Raw genomic sequence first — 16777 nt, forward strand, 5'->3', positions numbered from 1 at the left:
AAATATTGTATGTAAAAAGACAAACAATAAATTACTTGAATACAAAAAGTAAGTTGGAGGAAATCATGGCTGAAAAAGAAGTCGCAACACAAGACCTCGCAAGTTATGACGAGCCGTTTACGCCAGTTGCGCCTTATAAGCAATTGGATGAACCGGGAAATGAAAATCCATCGAATCAACCGATCAAAGTAGCTGCTCGCTACGTGACCAAAGAGTATGACATGGGTTCATCGCGTAAGGATAAAATCGATGCAATTTTGAATCCTTTAAAGTCTGAAGATGAAAAGTTTTGGGGCTTGAAAGGTATTTCTTTCGATGTTTTCGAAGGAGATGTTGTCGGTGTGATTGGGGTGAATGGATCAGGTAAATCAACCTTGCTAAATATCCTATCAGGAGCCTTGGCAGAGACATCCGGATCCCTAGATATCAATGGGACGACATCCTTACTTTCTGTTTGGGATGGGCTGCGACCAAACCTAACTGGTCGGGAAAATATCCGGTTGAAGTCATTGATGATGGGGCGTTCAAATGCTGAAATCGAAGCCGAGATGGATGACGTGATTGAATTCTCAGAACTGGATAAGTTTATTGATCAACCAGTAAAGTATTACTCTTCGGGGATGCGTTCAAAGCTTGGTTTCTCGATTGCTGTTCATCAAGACCCTGACATCATGATTATTGATGAAGCCTTGTCAGTGGGTGATCAAACCTTCTCAAAGAAGGCGTTGGCCAAAATGAAGGAATTCAAGGCACAAGGCAAGACGATCTTCTTTGTGTCACACGCACTCGGTCAAGTCGAAGAATTCACCGACAAAGCCATTTGGATTCAATATGGTGAGTTGCGTGAGTATGGTGAGACCAAGAAGGTGTTGCAGGATTATAAAGACTGGACTGCCTGGTACAACAAGATGGCGCAAAAGGACAAAGATACGTTTGTGAAGGGCAATAAACAGGCTCAAAACGAATTTGACCGTGATCAATTGTGGACTCGCATTGAACAAGACGACCATTTAGATGATAAAGCCAAGACGCGGGCGTTTCGCCGTAATGCTGTGGGTGATCGGTTGCTAGTTTGGGACTGGTTGGTCATTATCGCTAGCGTGATTGCGTTCATCATGAGTGCGTACATGTTCACGTACTTAGCACATTTTTAAGGTGAGGTAATATGCGACAAATTTGGATTTTATTACTAGAAAATTTAAAGTTTTATCCGGTGATCTTTCGCTTAGCCAATTATGAGACGCGGGCGAAGTATAAGGATCATTCATTAGGTGTTTTGTGGGATATTATTAACCCCGTGATGCAAATCGCGACTTACTACTTAGTTTTTGGTATTGCGATGGGTCAAAGTCATTCAATGACTGATGGTGTGCCATATATTGGTTGGTTAGTGATTGGACAAGCCGTTTGGTTATTTCTGAACACCTCATTTATGGACGCAACGTGGAGTATCCGCGCAAATGTTAATCAAGTGTCAAAGATGAATTTTCCAATTTCAATTATGCCATTTGTGCGGACACAGATTAACATCTTACCATTTTTAATTACCTTGGCAGTTGGAATCGTGATGTCATTAAGTTCCGGGGTGACCTTGAGTTTGCACGTTTTGCAATTCGTGTATTATTTCTTCGCAATGTTGGTATTCTTATATGCGGTGGGTTTGTTCAACGCTACGATTACCGTGTTATACCCGGATTATCAACAATTAGTGCAAACAGTCATGCGGTTCATTTTTTGGATGTCAGGAGCCGTCTTTGACATTGGTCAGCGGATCGGTCCAGATCATGCCCGTATCGCACGGTTGATTGAAATTAATCCGTTTTACTATCTAATTAGTGGTACACGTGATGCCTTCCTAAGTACGGGTTGGTTCTGGGAACGGCCAGAGCAAAACATTGCCTTTTGGAGTTTAACTATTTTCTTACTCTTTGTTGGTTCACATTTGCATCTTAAGTTCCGTGCATACTTTGCCGATTTGGTATAATCTTATAATAGACTTTAGCGATTTGAGACCGCGTGACGAAAAGTCACGCGGTCTTTTGACATCAGGGCACGATGAAGGAGGGCAGAGATGAGAATATTACAGGCATATATTAATCGCGTTGCCTATGAATTAACCACGATCATCATTCCGCTGGTGCCATTGACCTATCTGGCCCATATACTTGGGCCAAATGGGGTTGGGATCATTGCCTGGTCATTAACCTCAGTGGAGCTATTCGTCATGTTGTTCTTGCATCCGCTGAGCTTACTCGGACAATTGACATTATCTAATCAGCGGCAAGATTTGCCGGCGCAAATCCAAACATTTGGGAATATTTTATTTCTGCGGCTGATCATGACGCTGATCACCGTCGGATTATTTTTCTGGTATTATCAGTCATCGGCGGGTTGGTTCATCCGGGATTATGCGCATGAACTCCAGTTAGCAAGTGGCTTAATTATTGCCGGCTTTTTAGATATTTCATGGCTTTATCAGGGGACTGGGCGTCGGACCAATGTTGTCTTACAAAGCTCATTTAGTAAAATTTTCCTGTTTTTGTTTGTCTTGCTGTTTGTTAAAACGTCAACGGACATTGATGCGTACATTATTTTAGTGGTCATCATTCAAATTTTAACTAACTTATTAATGTGGTTTCGAATTCCAAATGCCTTTTGGCAAAAAATTCGCCTCCGACCACAACGATACCTCAGACGTTGGGTGCCAATGATGCTATCTGTGGCCGGTTTGCAGTTATTCTATGTGATCGGTCGATTACTATTACCCTTGTACCCACTAGATTTTGAATTGTGGGTCGGTTATCTTGATAGTGCCATCAAGCTACTCAGTGTGGGGACCGTGATCGTCATATCAATTGGTTTGACCACTTTACCGAAGTTTTTTCATCTGGCCAATCATGGTAAGTTTGATGATATGTTAAACCATATGAATAATGTCTTAGAAAATGTGACCGCTTTTGGGATGGCGCTGATGTTTGGTACCTTAGGCATGGCATCAGGGTTGACACAATGGTTTCTTGGGGTCGAGTATCTGCGTGTTGGCCAGCTCATGATGGCTCTGTCACCAGTGCTCGTATTAGTCGGTTGGTCAACGGTTTTAGGTGGCCAATATCTACGGGTAGCCGGTAAGAATACTTTAGTCACGCTGTCGATGTTAGCTGGGCTGGCAACGATGTTAGTATTTGGGGTCCTCCTGGTACCAAACCACGCCGGGTTCGGCGCAGTAGTCGCGATTGATCTGGCACAGTTGGTCATTGTCATCATGCAAGCGTTTTTTGCGCGACAAGTATTAAGCTGGCATCTATTCTTCAAAATAAGTTGGCAATATCTGCTGGCGGGTGCCGTGATGTGGCTGGCAGTATTTATTATCGGTTACCGACAGATCCCGGCACCCTTTATCTCGTTTATGCAATTAGTTATTGGTACAATAGTTTACGTTGGCATCATCTGGGCTTTACGTAGTCCTTTAATCAATGATGCCAAGCAAATTTTGCGAGAGTATAGCCGCTTTTATCGCCGAAATGGATTTTTAAAATGAAAAAATATTTGATTTATAGTCTCAGTCTTGTTGGCATCATGGTCGTTGTTATCTTTGGCGCCTTGATATTTTTATGGGCTCTGCCAAATAACGTGATTCAAAAGCCTAACCAGGAGATGTTCAATCGGAGTACCCAATTATTTAAACACCGCGCTAGTAGTAGTTCCTCATCCGTTGCAAGTAGTTCATCCAGTGCTGTGAGTGCTGGTGATAAGGTCATCAAGTCACTGACCGGTAAAACACTGGACGAGGCAAATACTTATGCCAATAAAAAGGGCGTTCAAGTCATCATCATGTCGACGGTTAAAGGGACGGCGATCACAAAAGCCGTCTTGAATTCTGCGGGATTATTACTCTATATGAATTAAAGCAGGATGATCAAACGACAACGAATGCTGCTGCCCAAGATAAAAGACTGTAATGCAAACGCTATTGTATTACGGCCTTTTTTTAGCTATTATGAAAATCAGATATGAAAACGTGTCATATTTAACACGACTTTCAAATATTCTAGTGAAATCAGGAAAGAACATGCCACAAAAAATATTGACAATCGCAGGTTCCGATATTCTGAGTGGTGGTGGGTTGCAAGCTGATTTAGCCACATTTAATGAATATGGGCTGTTTGGATTGAGTGTTATTACCAGTATTGTCACCGTCACCGCGACTGATTTTATTGTCCACCCGATCGAGCTTAGCCTGGTAGAACAACAATTAGCTTCCATGCGAATGATGGATGATTTAGCGGGAATTAAAGTTGGCCTGGTGCCCAATGTCGCCATGATGCGCGTCATTGGGAACTTTCTGGCCGATTTTGCGGGCAAAATCCCGATTGTGATCGATCCAGTGATGGTTTTTAAAGAGGCTAATTCAGCTCAGCTGACGGCCATTGCCGATGGCATTGCCACTTATTTGTTGCCTTATGCGACTATCACCACGCCAAATTTGACAGAGGCCGAAATTCTAACTAAACAATCGATTCAGCGGGTCAGCGATTTACAACGGGCTGGACGTGTCTTACAAGCGACGGTTATGAATTATGTCATTAAGGGCGGACAACGTTTACCAGGTGAACAGGCCGTTGATTTGGTCGGCGTCGGTGATCAAGTTGAATTAATTACGGCATCAAAGCTAACAGCGCCATTTAATAATGGTGCCGGGTGCACATTTGCTTCGGCCATTGCAAGTAATTTGGTTTTGCAACAAGATATGATGAGTGCAGTCTTGGACGCCAAAGCATTCGTGCATATTGGTATCGAACATGGGGTGACCTTATCTGCGGATTTTGGTAATGTTTGGCAAGCTGCGCGACGTTTTAGTCATTAAGGAGAGGTAGAGAGCAATGAAGAAGACACTAACAACACGGAATATTGCCATCCTAGCAGTCCTGATCGGGGTGAACATTGTTTTGAATTTTTTCTTGCGAATTCCGACAGCTACTGGGTTTATTAGTTTGGTTGAAGCAGGCATCGTGATTGCTGCTTGGAACTTTGGTGCGACTGGCGGGTTGATTGTCGGTGGGTTAACTGGTTTTTTGTTAGATTTGATGTCGGGTTATCCACAATGGATGTTCATCTCATTGATCATCCACGGCGCCGAAGGAGCTGTCTTTGGGTACCTTGGTCGTGAAAAGAGTAGTTTATCACGACTCATCAGCATCATCGCCGGCGGGGCAGTGATGGTCACTGGGTACTTCTTAGGTGGCATTTTATTGCAAGTATTGAATCATGCATCATTCCAAACGGCTGTGTATGCTTCAACCGTTGATATCCTTGGCAATGTCTTGCAAGTTTTGGCGGGCGCGCTTCTAGCCGGATTGATTATTGAGCCAGTTAGTCAACGACTGCTTGCGGATGGTGTATAATAAAGATTAGCGCTTATTCGTTAACGCCTATGAGTTTAGGCTCGTCGGCTGGCTAATCGACGGTAGTTTCATGAGTGATTTGCGTATGTGGGCTGAAATTAATGCTGTGCATGAGCAGATTCCTTGCAAAATAAGCAAGTTGTAAAGTTAAGCAAAAGGCATGTGATATGTTCGCGTCATGGAGCATAACACACGTCTTTTAGTTTTTAATGAAGGATGGAGGAATTATAAACATCGTGGATGAAAAAGTATCAACCAAGACGGCCCTCAGTATTTTGGCGGTCGCATTAGTCTCATTTTCGGGCATCATGTCCGAAACCTCAATGAATGTTACCTTTCCGGTGCTTTCAAAGCTGTTTAATACCTCATTGAATACGATTCAATGGGTGACCACGGCCTATCTATTGTCAGTAACCGTTATGGTGACTACCAGTGCCTATTTAACGAAGCGCTTTTCAGTGCGGACGCTGTGGCTGACTGGGGTTATCATCTTTACCGCGGGGACATTGGTGGGTGGTTTAGCAAACAACGTTCCGGTCCTTTTGTTAGGACGGATCATGCAGGGTGTGGCTGCCGGGATCGCAATGCCATTGATGTTTAACATCATCATTGCGAACATTCCACAGTCAAGAATCGGGACTTGGATGGGGATCGGCTCATTAGTCGTTAGCCTGGCCCCTTCCTTTGGACCAACCTATGGTGGTGCACTAATTGATTCATTTGGATGGCGGTCAATTTTCTTTATTTTGTTAATTGTTCCCATCATATCATTACTGGTTGGGTGGCGGAGCGTGGCCCACACGACACCGGCAAAGTTGACACAAAAATTTGATAGTACGGCGTTTATCTTGTTAGCCATTACATTAACTGCTGCCCTGCTAACGGTTAACCAATTACAGGGTGGCCAAATTAATTGGTCCTTGTTTAGCGTGACTGTGGTCGCTTTGATGGTGTTTATCTGGCGGGCGTTAACTTCAAAGCAATTATTCTTAAATATTCGTTTGTTATTGCGACCACGTTACGCATCTTTGTTGTTAGTTGTTGGTTTATATATGTTTGCCAATTTAGGTTTTAACCTGATTGGACCAAATTTTTTGCAAGACATCCAACATACTTCAAGTTTTGCGGCTGGTTTTTCATTGCTACCAGGTACGTTATTGGGTGCGGTATTAAATCCATGGTTTGGCCGCATTTACGATCTTAAGGGTGCTAAATTACCACTGTATCTAGGTAATTTTATCTTCTTGTTAAGTGTCGTTGTAATGGCCTTGATCGCGCAATCCATGACGTTATGGGTGTTAATCGTGGCCTACATTGTCTTCACTTTTGGTCGCAACCTGGCCTTTGGAAATGGGATGACTGCTGCCGTGGCCGATGTTGAAGTGGATATGAAAGCTGATGCCAATGCGATTATGCAAACATTCCAGATGTTCATGGGGGCACTGGGGACAACTGTCGCAGCTCTGTATGGCGCTGGCAACGCGGGTATGGTCGCTGGGTTTGCGAATTTCCTTTGGGTCATCGTTGGCGTAGCCCTTGTCAATGTGGTATTATTAGTGATTCATTTTAAGAGTAAAGTGGTATAAGTGATTTAGCTCGGTTGGTCAAACTTGACTAACCGAGCTTTTTTTGATGTAATCATGATTTGTTCGACAAAGAAAAGCCACTCAGCTTGTTTGCTGAGTGGCTTTTTTGTCGCTGTTGACTATTTTGTCGCTCTAATTTCCACTTGACTTGGTCGTACCAGTATTCGTAGTTGCGGCCGTGCCAGTGTTGTCGGTTGCACCAGATGCAGGTGTCGAAGTTGTCGTGGCACTACTTGAGCTGCTACTTGAACTGCTTGAACTTACCGAGCTAATCGATGAGCTTTTGACACTTGATGAAGATGAACTGTAAGAAGAAATTCCAGCTGATGAAGAAGAGCTCGAGATGATCTGCGTTGTGGCATCTGCTGAATTCATGCCAATTCCAACGGAAGCTGTTAACGCAGTGCCCGAATCAGTCGTAAAGACACCAGTTGGATCGGCATCCTTAACGTTATAATCACCGGCTGACGTGGTCGATTCTTCAACCGTTGAAGGCATCTTCCACTTTGAACCGTCGGCATTAGATTCTTCTGACATCACATAGTTCATCAAAGCATGGTAAATCTGAAGTGGTAGGCGTGACGTGTTGCCACTGGCACTACCAGAAATACCGTCCAAAGCAACGTTAATGTTGTTTGGTTCGTCATAACCATTCCAAACTGAGATAACGGCTGACTTAGTGTAACCAGTGAACCACAAATCTTGGGCCTTTCCTTCGGCAAATTTTGAATCAGAAGCGTAGTCAGAAGTTCCTGACTTACCGGCTTGCGTGTATGAAGGTGACGTTGGGTTCAACGTAGAGTAGTAACCCAAGTCGTTCACAGTTGTGACTGATTTCAACATACTGGTGATCATGTAAGCCGTTGAGGTCTTCATTGCGCGCTTACCAGTTGACTTGATGGTATGGGTCACCCCGTCTTGCGTGGTCACACTATTGATGTAGTTTGGCTTGTAGTAGGTTCCACCGTTAGAGAAGGCACCAAAGGCGGCAGCTTCTTGTTCCGTTGAAATCTTAATACCGATGGCTGCTGAACCTGTTGAAAGCTTCACGTTAGACATGCCCAGCTTTGATAACCAGGGGTGGGAACCATTCTTTTGATCGATGTAGATTTTGTTATCCCACAAGTTTTGTAGGGTGTTTAGAGCGGGCACATTCAAGGAAGACGTAATGGCCTTACGCATCGTGATACCAGTCTTATAAAGCGGTGTTGAGTTACCCCAGTCACCAACGGAAATACTAGTGCCCTTATAGGTAAATGCTTTGATATCAGGTACTGGTTGCGCAGTTGACCAATTCAAATATTCAATCGATGGGCCATAGTCCACCAGTGGCTTGGCCGTTGAGCCAGATGAACGGGTTGTTTGCGTCGCCCGGTTCAAACCTTGCAATGTATCTGATTTACGACTACCGATTTGAGCCATCACATTACCATTACGAGGATCAGTGATGGTAATACCTGTTTGCACGTATGATTGGTTCCAAGTCTTATCATCAGGGAAGTTGATACCAGCTGCTGTTGCTTTAGCATCATCATTGACTAAGTCGTAGGCTTTTTGCTGAACCTTCATGTTCAAATTCGTTTGTACGGTCAAACCATCAGTATTGATGTTATAACCTTTAGTCTTCAATTCATTCAGTACTGAAGTGATGTAATCGTTTGAAACCTTGGTTGATTTAGCTACGGTAACTTCATCTTCATGTGTGGTGAGCAAGCCCTTGGTGATCGGTACAGCCATATATTTCTTGGCTTGTGCTTTTGTAATCACGGCAATCTTTTTCTTAGCGGTCGGATCGTAGTGAGGCTCTGACATGGCTAACAAAACTTCGTCACGACGGGCCTTGGCATACTTTGGATTGGTGTAAGGATCATAAGCGGTTGGCGATTGTGGCATACCAGCAATCAAGGCCATTTCAGGAATTGTCAAATCCTTCATATCCTTACCATAGTAGTAAGACGCGGCGGTCTTCATACCATAGATACCATTACCTTCATAAACTTTATTCATGTATAAGGTGAGGATTTGATTCTTTGAATATTGTTTCTCTAACTTAATTGCCAACCAAGCATCCTGGGCCTTACGCTTCAGGGTTTGGTCAGCGGCAGAAGTGGAGAAGACTGTTAGTTTAATCAGTTGTTGTGTTAAAGTTGACCCACCTTGTAGACCAAGTGAGGAACCTGTTAGATCGGCAAAAGCGGCACCAATGATTCGGCGCGGATCGACTCCATTGTGTTGGTAGAAACGACGATCTTCGACTGAAATCACCGCTTGACGCAACTTATCAGGAATTTCTGATTGTGCTGCGATTTCACGTTTTTGGTTACCACTAACCCAGATAACATTTCCTTGTTTATCAAGCAATTGTGATTGCGAGGTTCCAACAAGGGCAGCATTGGTCACTTTTGGCGATGATGACGCGTAATACGCAAACACGCCAATACCGGCAATGACACCGATGATTCCCAGCGTAACTAGAGCGAGAAAAACATTTAACAAAACTTTTTGCCAAGTCTTCAAACGGCTCCGTTTTTTGTTGTTAGGGTTGCGAGGGATATGATTCCTCTTTTTAGTGATGCTCGCACTTCCAGTGCGCGAGCCACGTGATGGTAAATGTTCAGCCATGGAACATAATCTCCTTGTCTATAAGTCCAAATTTAATGGTTAGCCAGCATTAAGCGATCAACAGCTTTAAGGTAGGGTAAGGTCGGCATGATATTCTGTTCAATGAGTTGACCGTTGGTAGCAATATCGACGTATGGGATTGATTTACGATGTGTCGCTTGTTGATCCCAATACGCAATCAATAAGGAGGCTTTAATCACATAGGTTTCTGATAATTTTGAGAAACGAATGATAAAGAAAGCCCAGCCACCTTGGTTAACAATATCACGGAGATGTGTTACCTGATGCTCATGGACATTGCTTAATGGAAACGACGTTAAACTAGTTGTTTCTTTGGCATCAAAATCAATATAGTGTCCTTGATAAATGCCATTGTAGTCGGTCGTCGAAGCTTGTCTGAAGTATGCTTCAGTAATTTTAGCTGCCGCGCGTTTAGGGTAGTCTACATTCACGATTTGAATGGGTGTCGGTTTCTTATGAATGTTAGCAATCCCCCGACTCAAATAATATTGATTCGCAAGATTTAATTCATTTTCTAAACTCATACCACGATTAGATTGAGAGTTACCACGCGCAACTGGTTTATCATTAGTATCAGGAACAAATTTGCGTCCATTTGGATAGTGAATCGCCATGAATTCGCCTCCTGAGGTTTGATTATCGTCTTCTGAAGATTGACAGAAATTTAGATATACCATTAAATTATAACAAAGAGTAGACTTAAAGCCAATTTATCTGAAATATTTAGGAGAGGGCGTATGTCACGTATTTGGATTACCGGGTTTCGCGGGTTTGAATTAGGGATCTTTAATAACAAGGATCCCAAACGTCAAGTTATCATCTTCGCGTTGCAAAAATTATTACGAAATGAAATCGAAGATGGCGCCGATTGGTTGATTACCGGTGGGCAAATGGGCATTGAGCAATTAGCTATTGAAGCGGCCTTAGAACTCAAGGAAGCGTATCCTGAATTTCGAGTTGCCTTAATGACACCGTTTAAGAACTTTGGCAGCCAGTGGAAGGAGGCTAATCAAGCAGCATTGCTAAAACTAAAAACGCAAGTCGATTTCACCAGCTCAGTGAGCCAGTTATCCTATACGAGTCCACAACAACTCCATGATTATCAAAACTTCATGTTAGCCCATACTGAAAAAGCCATCATTTTCTATGATGAACAGGCGGAGGAGAGTAAGGCCCGGTATGATTTCTTGGTTGCTAAAAAGGCCGCTGAAAACGCTAATTATGAATTAACGGTGGTCGACTTTGACCGACTACAAGAATTTGCTGATGAATATCAAGAATCCCAACGTGAATGGTAAGTCTATTAGGTTATGATTTTCTAATAATCGTTGTCATTCTGGGACTTTTATTGGTAAACTAGTATTATTGAAACCAATAATGACAGCAAATTGGGCAATTTGATTGTCTCAAGACAATGCAGTTATGCATTGTTACATTAAAAACGAAAATGAGGGAGCACAAAATGGAAAACGTGATGCACACACGCGACGAAATTTTCAACAAAGACTTTAAAAACGGCATGCGTGGTTATGATCGCGCTGACGTTGATTCATTTCTTGACGAAATCATGTCAGATTACATGGCTTATGATAGTAACATCCAAGAATTACAAAACAAGATTAAGGTTTTGCAAGATCAAGTTGATGAATACAAGAAGCAACTATCATCTACTTCGGTTGCCAGCGCCAAGCCTGCCGCACCGATGACAAACACCAATATGGATATTTTAAAGCGGCTCTCAAACTTGGAACGTCGGGTCTTTGGAACATCAACCGAGACGCCAACCGTAGTTGCTATGGAAAAAGATGCAAGTTCTGTAGAATAGGTGTATACTGTTTTACTGATGTGTTAGTGGGTAATTGCGTGCGGTCTATGCCGCATGAGGAAAGTCCATGCTCACACAAACTGCGATGTTTGTAGTGTTCGTGCCAGGTGAAAAAATAAGCCTGGGTAGCCAGCAATGGTTAACGGCCAACGAAACCGCCTAAGGGAAACTATGGCTGATTAGTTGTTAAGGTGCCACAGTGACGAGCTTTCAAAGAAATGCGAAAGGTGGAACGCGGTAAACCCCACGAGTGGGCAACCCAAACGATGGTAGGGGCGCTTGACCTAGCAAATTGAAGTGATGGTCGGGGGAGCAGCAATGCTCGAGATAGATGATTACCACCGATAGGTATCTGCCAGATATCTATCGGTACAAAACATGGCTTACAGCTAATACATTTGGCAACCGACAGCTCCTTGGAGTTGTCGGTTTTTTATTTACTGAGGGTCGCATGATTAACAAATAATCACTAAAATGGTCCTTTCTAAGACAAATTTAAGAAAATCCCGTATAATAGGTGACGTAGGGAAACCAAAACATTGCTGTTTGGCAACGAAAGAGGTATTAGATGAATAATTTTGGAACTGAAGAACCCCGTCTGGTAAATCCAGATCGTACAGGGTTGAATGCCTTCTTCAAGAAGGTTTACGGCTATATGTTCTTGGCTTTGCTGGTCACAGCAGCCACGTCATATGTCGGTGTAACGGTCTTCGCCGTTCAAATTGCAACGATGCTGTCAAATCCCATTGCCATTCTAATTTTGGCTGGTATTATGATGGCCGTGGCTAGTTTTGCATCAGGACAATCAATGTCAAATCCTGGTCGTTCGTTTGGCCTGATGATGGGTTACAGCGTCTTGATGGGTGTGTTCTTCACAGCGATTGCGCTGACAGTTAACCTAGGCATGATTTTTTCAGCCTTTGTGACAACTGCCGCTGTCTTTGGTGGTATGGCATTGTACGGCCTGAACACAAAGCGTGATATGTCAAGCATGTCAGCTTTGTTGTTTGGGGCTGTGATTGCTTTGATTATTGGTGGTATTATCAATTTGTTCTTCTTTAACAGTGTGGTTTACTTACTCATTTCTGTTATTGGGGTCGTGGTTTTCTCTTTGATGACAGCTTATGACATGAACAAGTTGAAGCAACTATACTTCTCAGTGCAAGGTAATACACAGAGTGAGCAAGGCGTTGCGGTCTTTGGTGCTTTGTCATTGTACCTGGACTTCGTGAACTTGTTTATCTACATTTTGCGTTTGTTCCAAATCTTTGGAAATAATAACGACTAAAAATAATATAAGTGTCGCTTTGGTTGGCACCACAAAATGGCAACGAGATTCAATTCGAATTTCGTTGCCATTTTCTATATAATAAAATTAGGGAAATTAATCTGAACAAAGAAAAAGAGGCGCTTATGGCAAAACCTACATTATTATTGATCGACGGAAACTCATTGGCTTTCCGTGCGTTCTATGCGCTATATAACCAAGTTGATCGCTTTACGAACCACGAAGGCTTGCATACGAATGCCTTGGTTGGTTTCAATAATCTACTTGATAAAATTGTGGATCCATTTCACCCGGATAAGGTCTTAGTTGCCTGGGATGCGGGTAAGTCAACCTTTCGTACGACAAAGTTTGATAACTACAAAGGGAACCGTGACAAGACACCAAGTGAATTGGTGGAACAATTTGAACCTTTACGCAAAATGGTGGCATTACATGGTATCAAAAATTATGAATTAATCGACTATGAAGCTGATGATATCATTGGTACCACTGCCAAAATGGGTGAAGCAGCGGGCTATTCAGTGACTATTGTTACTGGTGATCGCGATATGCGGCAACTAGTTTCAGAAGATATTAAGGTCTTGATCACGGTTAAAGGTGTCTCTGAGGTTGATGAGTACACGGTCGCAAAAGTTGCTGAAGTATATGATGGTTTGACGCCTAACCAAATTGTTGATGTCAAAGGGTTGCAGGGGGATAGTTCTGATAATTATCCGGGTGTTCCAGGGATTGGTGAAAAAACAGCTATCCAACTCATCAAGGAACACCATTCTATTCCTGAGTTGTATGAACGGCTAGACGACATGAAAAAGTCAAAACGTAAGGAAAACCTGATCACTTATAAAGCCGATGCCATGATGTCATTGGATTTAGCGCGGATTAGGACTGATGCGCCCCTTACAATTAGCCTGGACGATTTAGACTACCAGGGAATCGATTATCAAGCGTTGGTCGAGTTTTATCAACACCTTGATTTTAAGCAACAACTCGTGAAATTAGCTAATATGGGTTACGTCATTGGTGGTGGTCAAGCTGATGTGGCTGGTCAGGATGCGACGGTGACGCCCACCGATTTGCAAGTCGAGGTACGTGAACTGACCGCGAACAACCTGGCGCACATTGAAGAGTTAGGCAATGAAGTGACCTTCTACCTCGAGTTGGATGGCGAAAATTATCATACTGCGGCACCGGTTGCCTTTGTCATCGGTAATGCCGCCCATGGTTACTTTGCCTCACGTGATATTGAACTGTTATACCAAAAGACCCCGCTTAACGCAGTATTAACGGATGAAAAGGTCGTTAAAAATGTGTTTAATGCCAAAGCGGTTATTGTTGCATTGAAGCGCTTGGATGTCGCATTAAATAATATTGGTTTTGATTTGTTACTCGTAGCTTATTTATTGGATACCAATGACAACAACAATGATTTGGGTGCCTTGGCACAACAAAATGACTATTACGCTGTGCAAACAGATGAAGAGGTTTACGGCAAGGGGGCTAAATTTGCCATTCCCGAGGTTGATGCAGATTTGTTTGAGCATTTGGCACGCAAGGCGATGGCAATTACTAATTTAAAAGACCCATTGATGGCGAAACTAACGGCGCATGCCCAACTAGATCTCTATACAGATATTGAGCGGCCCCTCTCCATGGTATTGGCAGAGATGGAGTCGACTGGGATTACAGTCGATGCCAATCATTTACTGGAGATGCGGTCAAAGTTTGCCGAACGCTTATCAGAACTAGAACAACAAATTTACAACCAAGCCGGGGAAGAATTTAATATTAATTCACCTAAACAGTTGGGGATCATTTTGTTTGAAAAGATGGGTCTAAAGCCTATAAAAAAGACAAAGACAGGCTATTCAACAGCGGTGGAGGTCCTAGAACAGCTGTCTGATGTACCGGTTGTGGAGTCAATTCTACGTTATCGGACGTTGGCTAAGATTCAATCAACCTACATCGAGGGCTTGTTACGGGTTATCCATGGCTCAGACTCCAAGGTGCATACGCGTTACTTGCAGACATTAACGCAAACGGGGCGTCTCTCATCGGTAGACCCCAACCTACAAAACATCCCCGTGCGGATTGAAGAGGGTCGTCAGATTCGGTCGGCGTTTGTGCCTTCACAACCGGGTTGGAAAATTTTTAGTGCTGACTATTCGCAAATTGAACTGCGCGTCTTGGCACACATCACCGGTGATAAGCATTTGCAAGAAGCCTTCATTCATGATGAAGATATTCACGCGGCAACGGCCCGACGCATCTTTGGTCTGGCACCAGAAGAAACCGTTGATCCAAACATGCGACGGCAGGCGAAGGCCGTGAACTTTGGGATTGTCTATGGGATCTCTGACTTTGGCTTAGCTAAGAACATTGGTACGGATCGTAAAACAGCCAAAGCGATTATCGAAACTTACTTTAATGAATATCCAGGTGTTCGGACATGGTCAGAAGCCGTTATTGCCCAAGCTAAACAAGACGGCTTCGTGGAAACAGTGGCTCATCGACGCCGGTACTTGCCAGACATCAACGCCCGTTCATTCAATTTACGCAGTTTTGCTGAACGTACGGCGATGAATTCACCAATCCAAGGATCCGCGGCTGATATCATCAAAATTGCGATGATTCGCATGCAAACTGCCTTAAAAGAGGCCGGTATGCAGACAAAGATGCTCTTACAGGTGCACGACGAATTAATTTTTGAAGCACCGGCTGAAGAAATGGCCACGCTCCATGAAATGGTGCCACGTATCATGGATTCAGCCATGCAACTAGATGTTCCATTGAAAGTCGAGACGCATGAGGGTTTGACTTGGTATGATGCGAAGTAAACGTATGGTCAGTCCCAGTGATCACACAACAATCAGTGGAATCTGATTTTTCAAAACTAAAACAAAATGTTAAACTAGAAGATGCGGTTTTTGACCGCATCTTTTGTCGCTTAAGGGGTAAAGCTGGTCTACCAATGTTGGTTCGAATCCAACCAAAAGGATTAATTGTGAAAGTGAGGCATGGTAACATGCAATTAGAATTTTTGGGTACAGGTGCTGGTACGCCCGCCCGCTATCGTAACGTGACTGGCATTGCTTTGCGTCTGCTTGAGGAAATCAATGCGGTTTGGCTTTTTGATGTCGGTGAAGGCACACAACACCAAATCTTACGGTCAACGATCAGACCAGGGAAGGTTAATAAGATTTTTATTACGCATTTACATGGTGATCATATCTTTGGCCTACCAGGTTTCTTATCATCGCGGTCATTCCAAGGTGGGGAAGATGCCTTAGATATCTATGGACCTCATGGTATAAAGCAATTTGTTGAGACGAGTCTGCATGTGTCACAGTCCCATTTGACCTATAAATTACGCTTCCATGAATTAGCTGATGAAGGGGGCCTGGTGCTTCAGGATGACGACTTTACGGTGATGGCGTTACCACTTGATCACAAAATTCAGTCCTTCGGTTATCGGGTCATTGAGCGGGATCATCCTGGTGAGTTACAAGTTGCTAAATTACAAGATCTAAACATCCCAGCTGGTCCAGTCTATGGACAATTAAAGGCCGGTAAAGATGTTGTCTTAGATGATGGTCGTGAGATTAGGGCAGCTGACGTTGTCGGTGCACCTAAACCTGGCCGGATCATTACCATTCTTGGCGATACTCGGAAACATGAGAACATTGTCCGTTTGGCAGAAGGTGCCACCGTCCTGGTTCATGAATCAACTTATGGTAAGGGTGAGGGTAAATTGGCCCGTAGCTACTATCACTCAACTAGTCTGCAAGCTGGTCAAGCCGCGCATGATGCGGGCGTTGGCCGTTTATTCTTGACTCATATTTCAGCCCGTTATGCCGGTAAGCAAGCCAATGAACTGGCATACCAAGCACAAGGGATTTTTGAAAACACCCGGGTGGTGAATGATTTTGATGTATTTGAAATTCCGATGGGTGTGCAATCAAATAGTAAGCCAATTAAATTAAAGCCGGATCACGATCAGACGATTGTTAAGTAGCACACATCTTTAATGGAGGAT

Annotated in this window: 14 protein-coding genes and 1 other RNA gene; 13 read left to right on the forward strand and 2 right to left on the reverse strand. The window is 43.4% G+C overall.

Going from position 1 to position 16777, the window contains the following annotated elements:
• Positions 1–65 precede the first annotated feature (65 nt).
• The 7 genes from WSWS_RS02815 to WSWS_RS02845 all read left to right on the forward strand — a co-directional run bounded on the left by WSWS_RS02815 (position 66) and on the right by WSWS_RS02845 (position 6988).
• Positions 66–1154 (forward strand): ABC transporter ATP-binding protein, encoded by a 1089-nt coding sequence (locus WSWS_RS02815; RefSeq protein WP_070229848.1) that lies wholly within the window; start codon positions 66–68, stop codon positions 1152–1154.
• Between the two features lie 11 nt (positions 1155–1165).
• A complete protein-coding gene (locus WSWS_RS02820; RefSeq protein WP_070229849.1) occupies positions 1166–1984 on the forward strand; it encodes an ABC transporter permease in 819 nt (272 codons plus the stop codon).
• Between the two features lie 87 nt (positions 1985–2071).
• Entirely contained in the window at positions 2072–3538 is a 1467-nt protein-coding gene (locus WSWS_RS02825; RefSeq protein WP_070229850.1) for an MATE family efflux transporter, read from the forward strand.
• Positions 3535–3906, forward strand: coding sequence for a hypothetical protein (locus tag WSWS_RS02830; RefSeq protein ID WP_070229851.1), 372 nt, complete (start codon positions 3535–3537; stop codon positions 3904–3906). Before WSWS_RS02825 ends, WSWS_RS02830 begins: the two co-directional genes overlap by 4 nt.
• Positions 3907–4069: 163 nt before the next feature.
• On the forward strand, positions 4070–4864 hold the full coding sequence (locus WSWS_RS02835; protein WP_070230807.1) for a bifunctional hydroxymethylpyrimidine kinase/phosphomethylpyrimidine kinase: 795 nt from the start codon (positions 4070–4072) through the stop codon (positions 4862–4864).
• A 16-nt stretch (positions 4865–4880) separates the two neighbouring features.
• A complete protein-coding gene (locus tag WSWS_RS02840; RefSeq protein ID WP_070229852.1) occupies positions 4881–5402 on the forward strand; it encodes an ECF transporter S component in 522 nt (173 codons plus the stop codon).
• A gap of 236 nt (positions 5403–5638) precedes the next feature.
• Positions 5639–6988 carry an MFS transporter gene (locus WSWS_RS02845; RefSeq protein ID WP_070229853.1) on the forward strand — a complete coding sequence of 450 codons (1350 nt, stop codon included), beginning with the start codon at positions 5639–5641 and terminating at the stop codon, positions 6986–6988.
• Between the two features lie 132 nt (positions 6989–7120).
• Here the strand turns inward: WSWS_RS02845 and WSWS_RS02850 are convergent, their stop codons facing one another.
• Positions 7121–9610, reverse strand: coding sequence for a transglycosylase domain-containing protein (locus WSWS_RS02850; RefSeq protein ID WP_070229854.1), 2490 nt, complete (start codon positions 9608–9610; stop codon positions 7121–7123).
• 32 nt (positions 9611–9642) lie between these two features.
• Entirely contained in the window at positions 9643–10245 is a 603-nt protein-coding gene (gene recU / locus WSWS_RS02855; protein WP_070229855.1) for a Holliday junction resolvase RecU, read from the reverse strand.
• 123 nt (positions 10246–10368) lie between these two features.
• Here recU and WSWS_RS02860 point away from each other — a divergent pair, with 123 nt between their 5' ends.
• The 6 genes from WSWS_RS02860 to rnz all read left to right on the forward strand — a co-directional run bounded on the left by WSWS_RS02860 (position 10369) and on the right by rnz (position 16756).
• Positions 10369–10929, forward strand: coding sequence for an SLOG family protein (locus WSWS_RS02860; protein WP_070229856.1), 561 nt, complete (start codon positions 10369–10371; stop codon positions 10927–10929).
• Positions 10930–11093: 164 nt separating this feature from the next.
• Positions 11094–11456 carry a cell division regulator GpsB gene (gene gpsB / locus WSWS_RS02865; RefSeq protein ID WP_070229857.1) on the forward strand — a complete coding sequence of 121 codons (363 nt, stop codon included), beginning with the start codon at positions 11094–11096 and terminating at the stop codon, positions 11454–11456.
• Between the two features lie 22 nt (positions 11457–11478).
• An RNA gene (gene rnpB / locus WSWS_RS02870) (RNase P RNA component class B) lies at positions 11479–11847 on the forward strand.
• Positions 11848–12024: 177 nt separating this feature from the next.
• Positions 12025–12744: a Bax inhibitor-1/YccA family protein gene (locus tag WSWS_RS02875; RefSeq protein ID WP_070229858.1), complete on the forward strand. Its 720-nt coding sequence runs from the start codon at positions 12025–12027 to the stop codon at positions 12742–12744.
• A 125-nt stretch (positions 12745–12869) separates the two neighbouring features.
• A complete protein-coding gene (polA, locus tag WSWS_RS02880) occupies positions 12870–15578 on the forward strand; it encodes a DNA polymerase I (protein ID WP_070229859.1) in 2709 nt (902 codons plus the stop codon).
• 188 nt (positions 15579–15766) lie between these two features.
• Complete coding sequence (rnz, locus tag WSWS_RS02885) at positions 15767–16756, forward strand: ribonuclease Z (RefSeq protein ID WP_070229860.1); 990 nt, start codon at positions 15767–15769, stop codon at positions 16754–16756.
• Positions 16757–16777: the final 21 nt, after the last annotated feature.

The organism is Weissella soli (genome assembly GCF_001761545.1).
Taxonomy (GTDB): Bacteria; Bacillota; Bacilli; order Lactobacillales; family Lactobacillaceae; genus Weissella; species Weissella soli.

What these genes read in the sequence shown, in the direction of transcription:
- WSWS_RS02815 (WP_070229848.1), top strand. Translation starts at nt 66, where the DNA reads ATGGCTGAAAAAGAAGTCGCAACACAAGACCTCGCAAGTTATGACGAG.
- WSWS_RS02820 (WP_070229849.1), top strand. Translation starts at nt 1,166, where the DNA reads ATGCGACAAATTTGGATTTTATTACTAGAAAATTTAAAGTTTTATCCG.
- WSWS_RS02825 (WP_070229850.1), top strand. Translation starts at nt 2,072, where the DNA reads ATGAGAATATTACAGGCATATATTAATCGCGTTGCCTATGAATTAACC.
- WSWS_RS02830 (WP_070229851.1), top strand. Translation starts at nt 3,535, where the DNA reads ATGAAAAAATATTTGATTTATAGTCTCAGTCTTGTTGGCATCATGGTC.
- WSWS_RS02835 (WP_070230807.1), top strand. Translation starts at nt 4,070, where the DNA reads ATGCCACAAAAAATATTGACAATCGCAGGTTCCGATATTCTGAGTGGT.
- WSWS_RS02840 (WP_070229852.1), top strand. Translation starts at nt 4,881, where the DNA reads ATGAAGAAGACACTAACAACACGGAATATTGCCATCCTAGCAGTCCTG.
- WSWS_RS02850 (WP_070229854.1), bottom strand. Translation starts at nt 9,610, where the DNA reads ATGGCTGAACATTTACCATCACGTGGCTCGCGCACTGGAAGTGCGAGC.
- recU (WP_070229855.1), bottom strand. Translation starts at nt 10,245, where the DNA reads ATGGCGATTCACTATCCAAATGGACGCAAATTTGTTCCTGATACTAAT.
- WSWS_RS02860 (WP_070229856.1), top strand. Translation starts at nt 10,369, where the DNA reads ATGTCACGTATTTGGATTACCGGGTTTCGCGGGTTTGAATTAGGGATC.
- gpsB (WP_070229857.1), top strand. Translation starts at nt 11,094, where the DNA reads ATGGAAAACGTGATGCACACACGCGACGAAATTTTCAACAAAGACTTT.
- WSWS_RS02875 (WP_070229858.1), top strand. Translation starts at nt 12,025, where the DNA reads ATGAATAATTTTGGAACTGAAGAACCCCGTCTGGTAAATCCAGATCGT.
- polA (WP_070229859.1), top strand. Translation starts at nt 12,870, where the DNA reads ATGGCAAAACCTACATTATTATTGATCGACGGAAACTCATTGGCTTTC.
- rnz (WP_070229860.1), top strand. Translation starts at nt 15,767, where the DNA reads ATGCAATTAGAATTTTTGGGTACAGGTGCTGGTACGCCCGCCCGCTAT.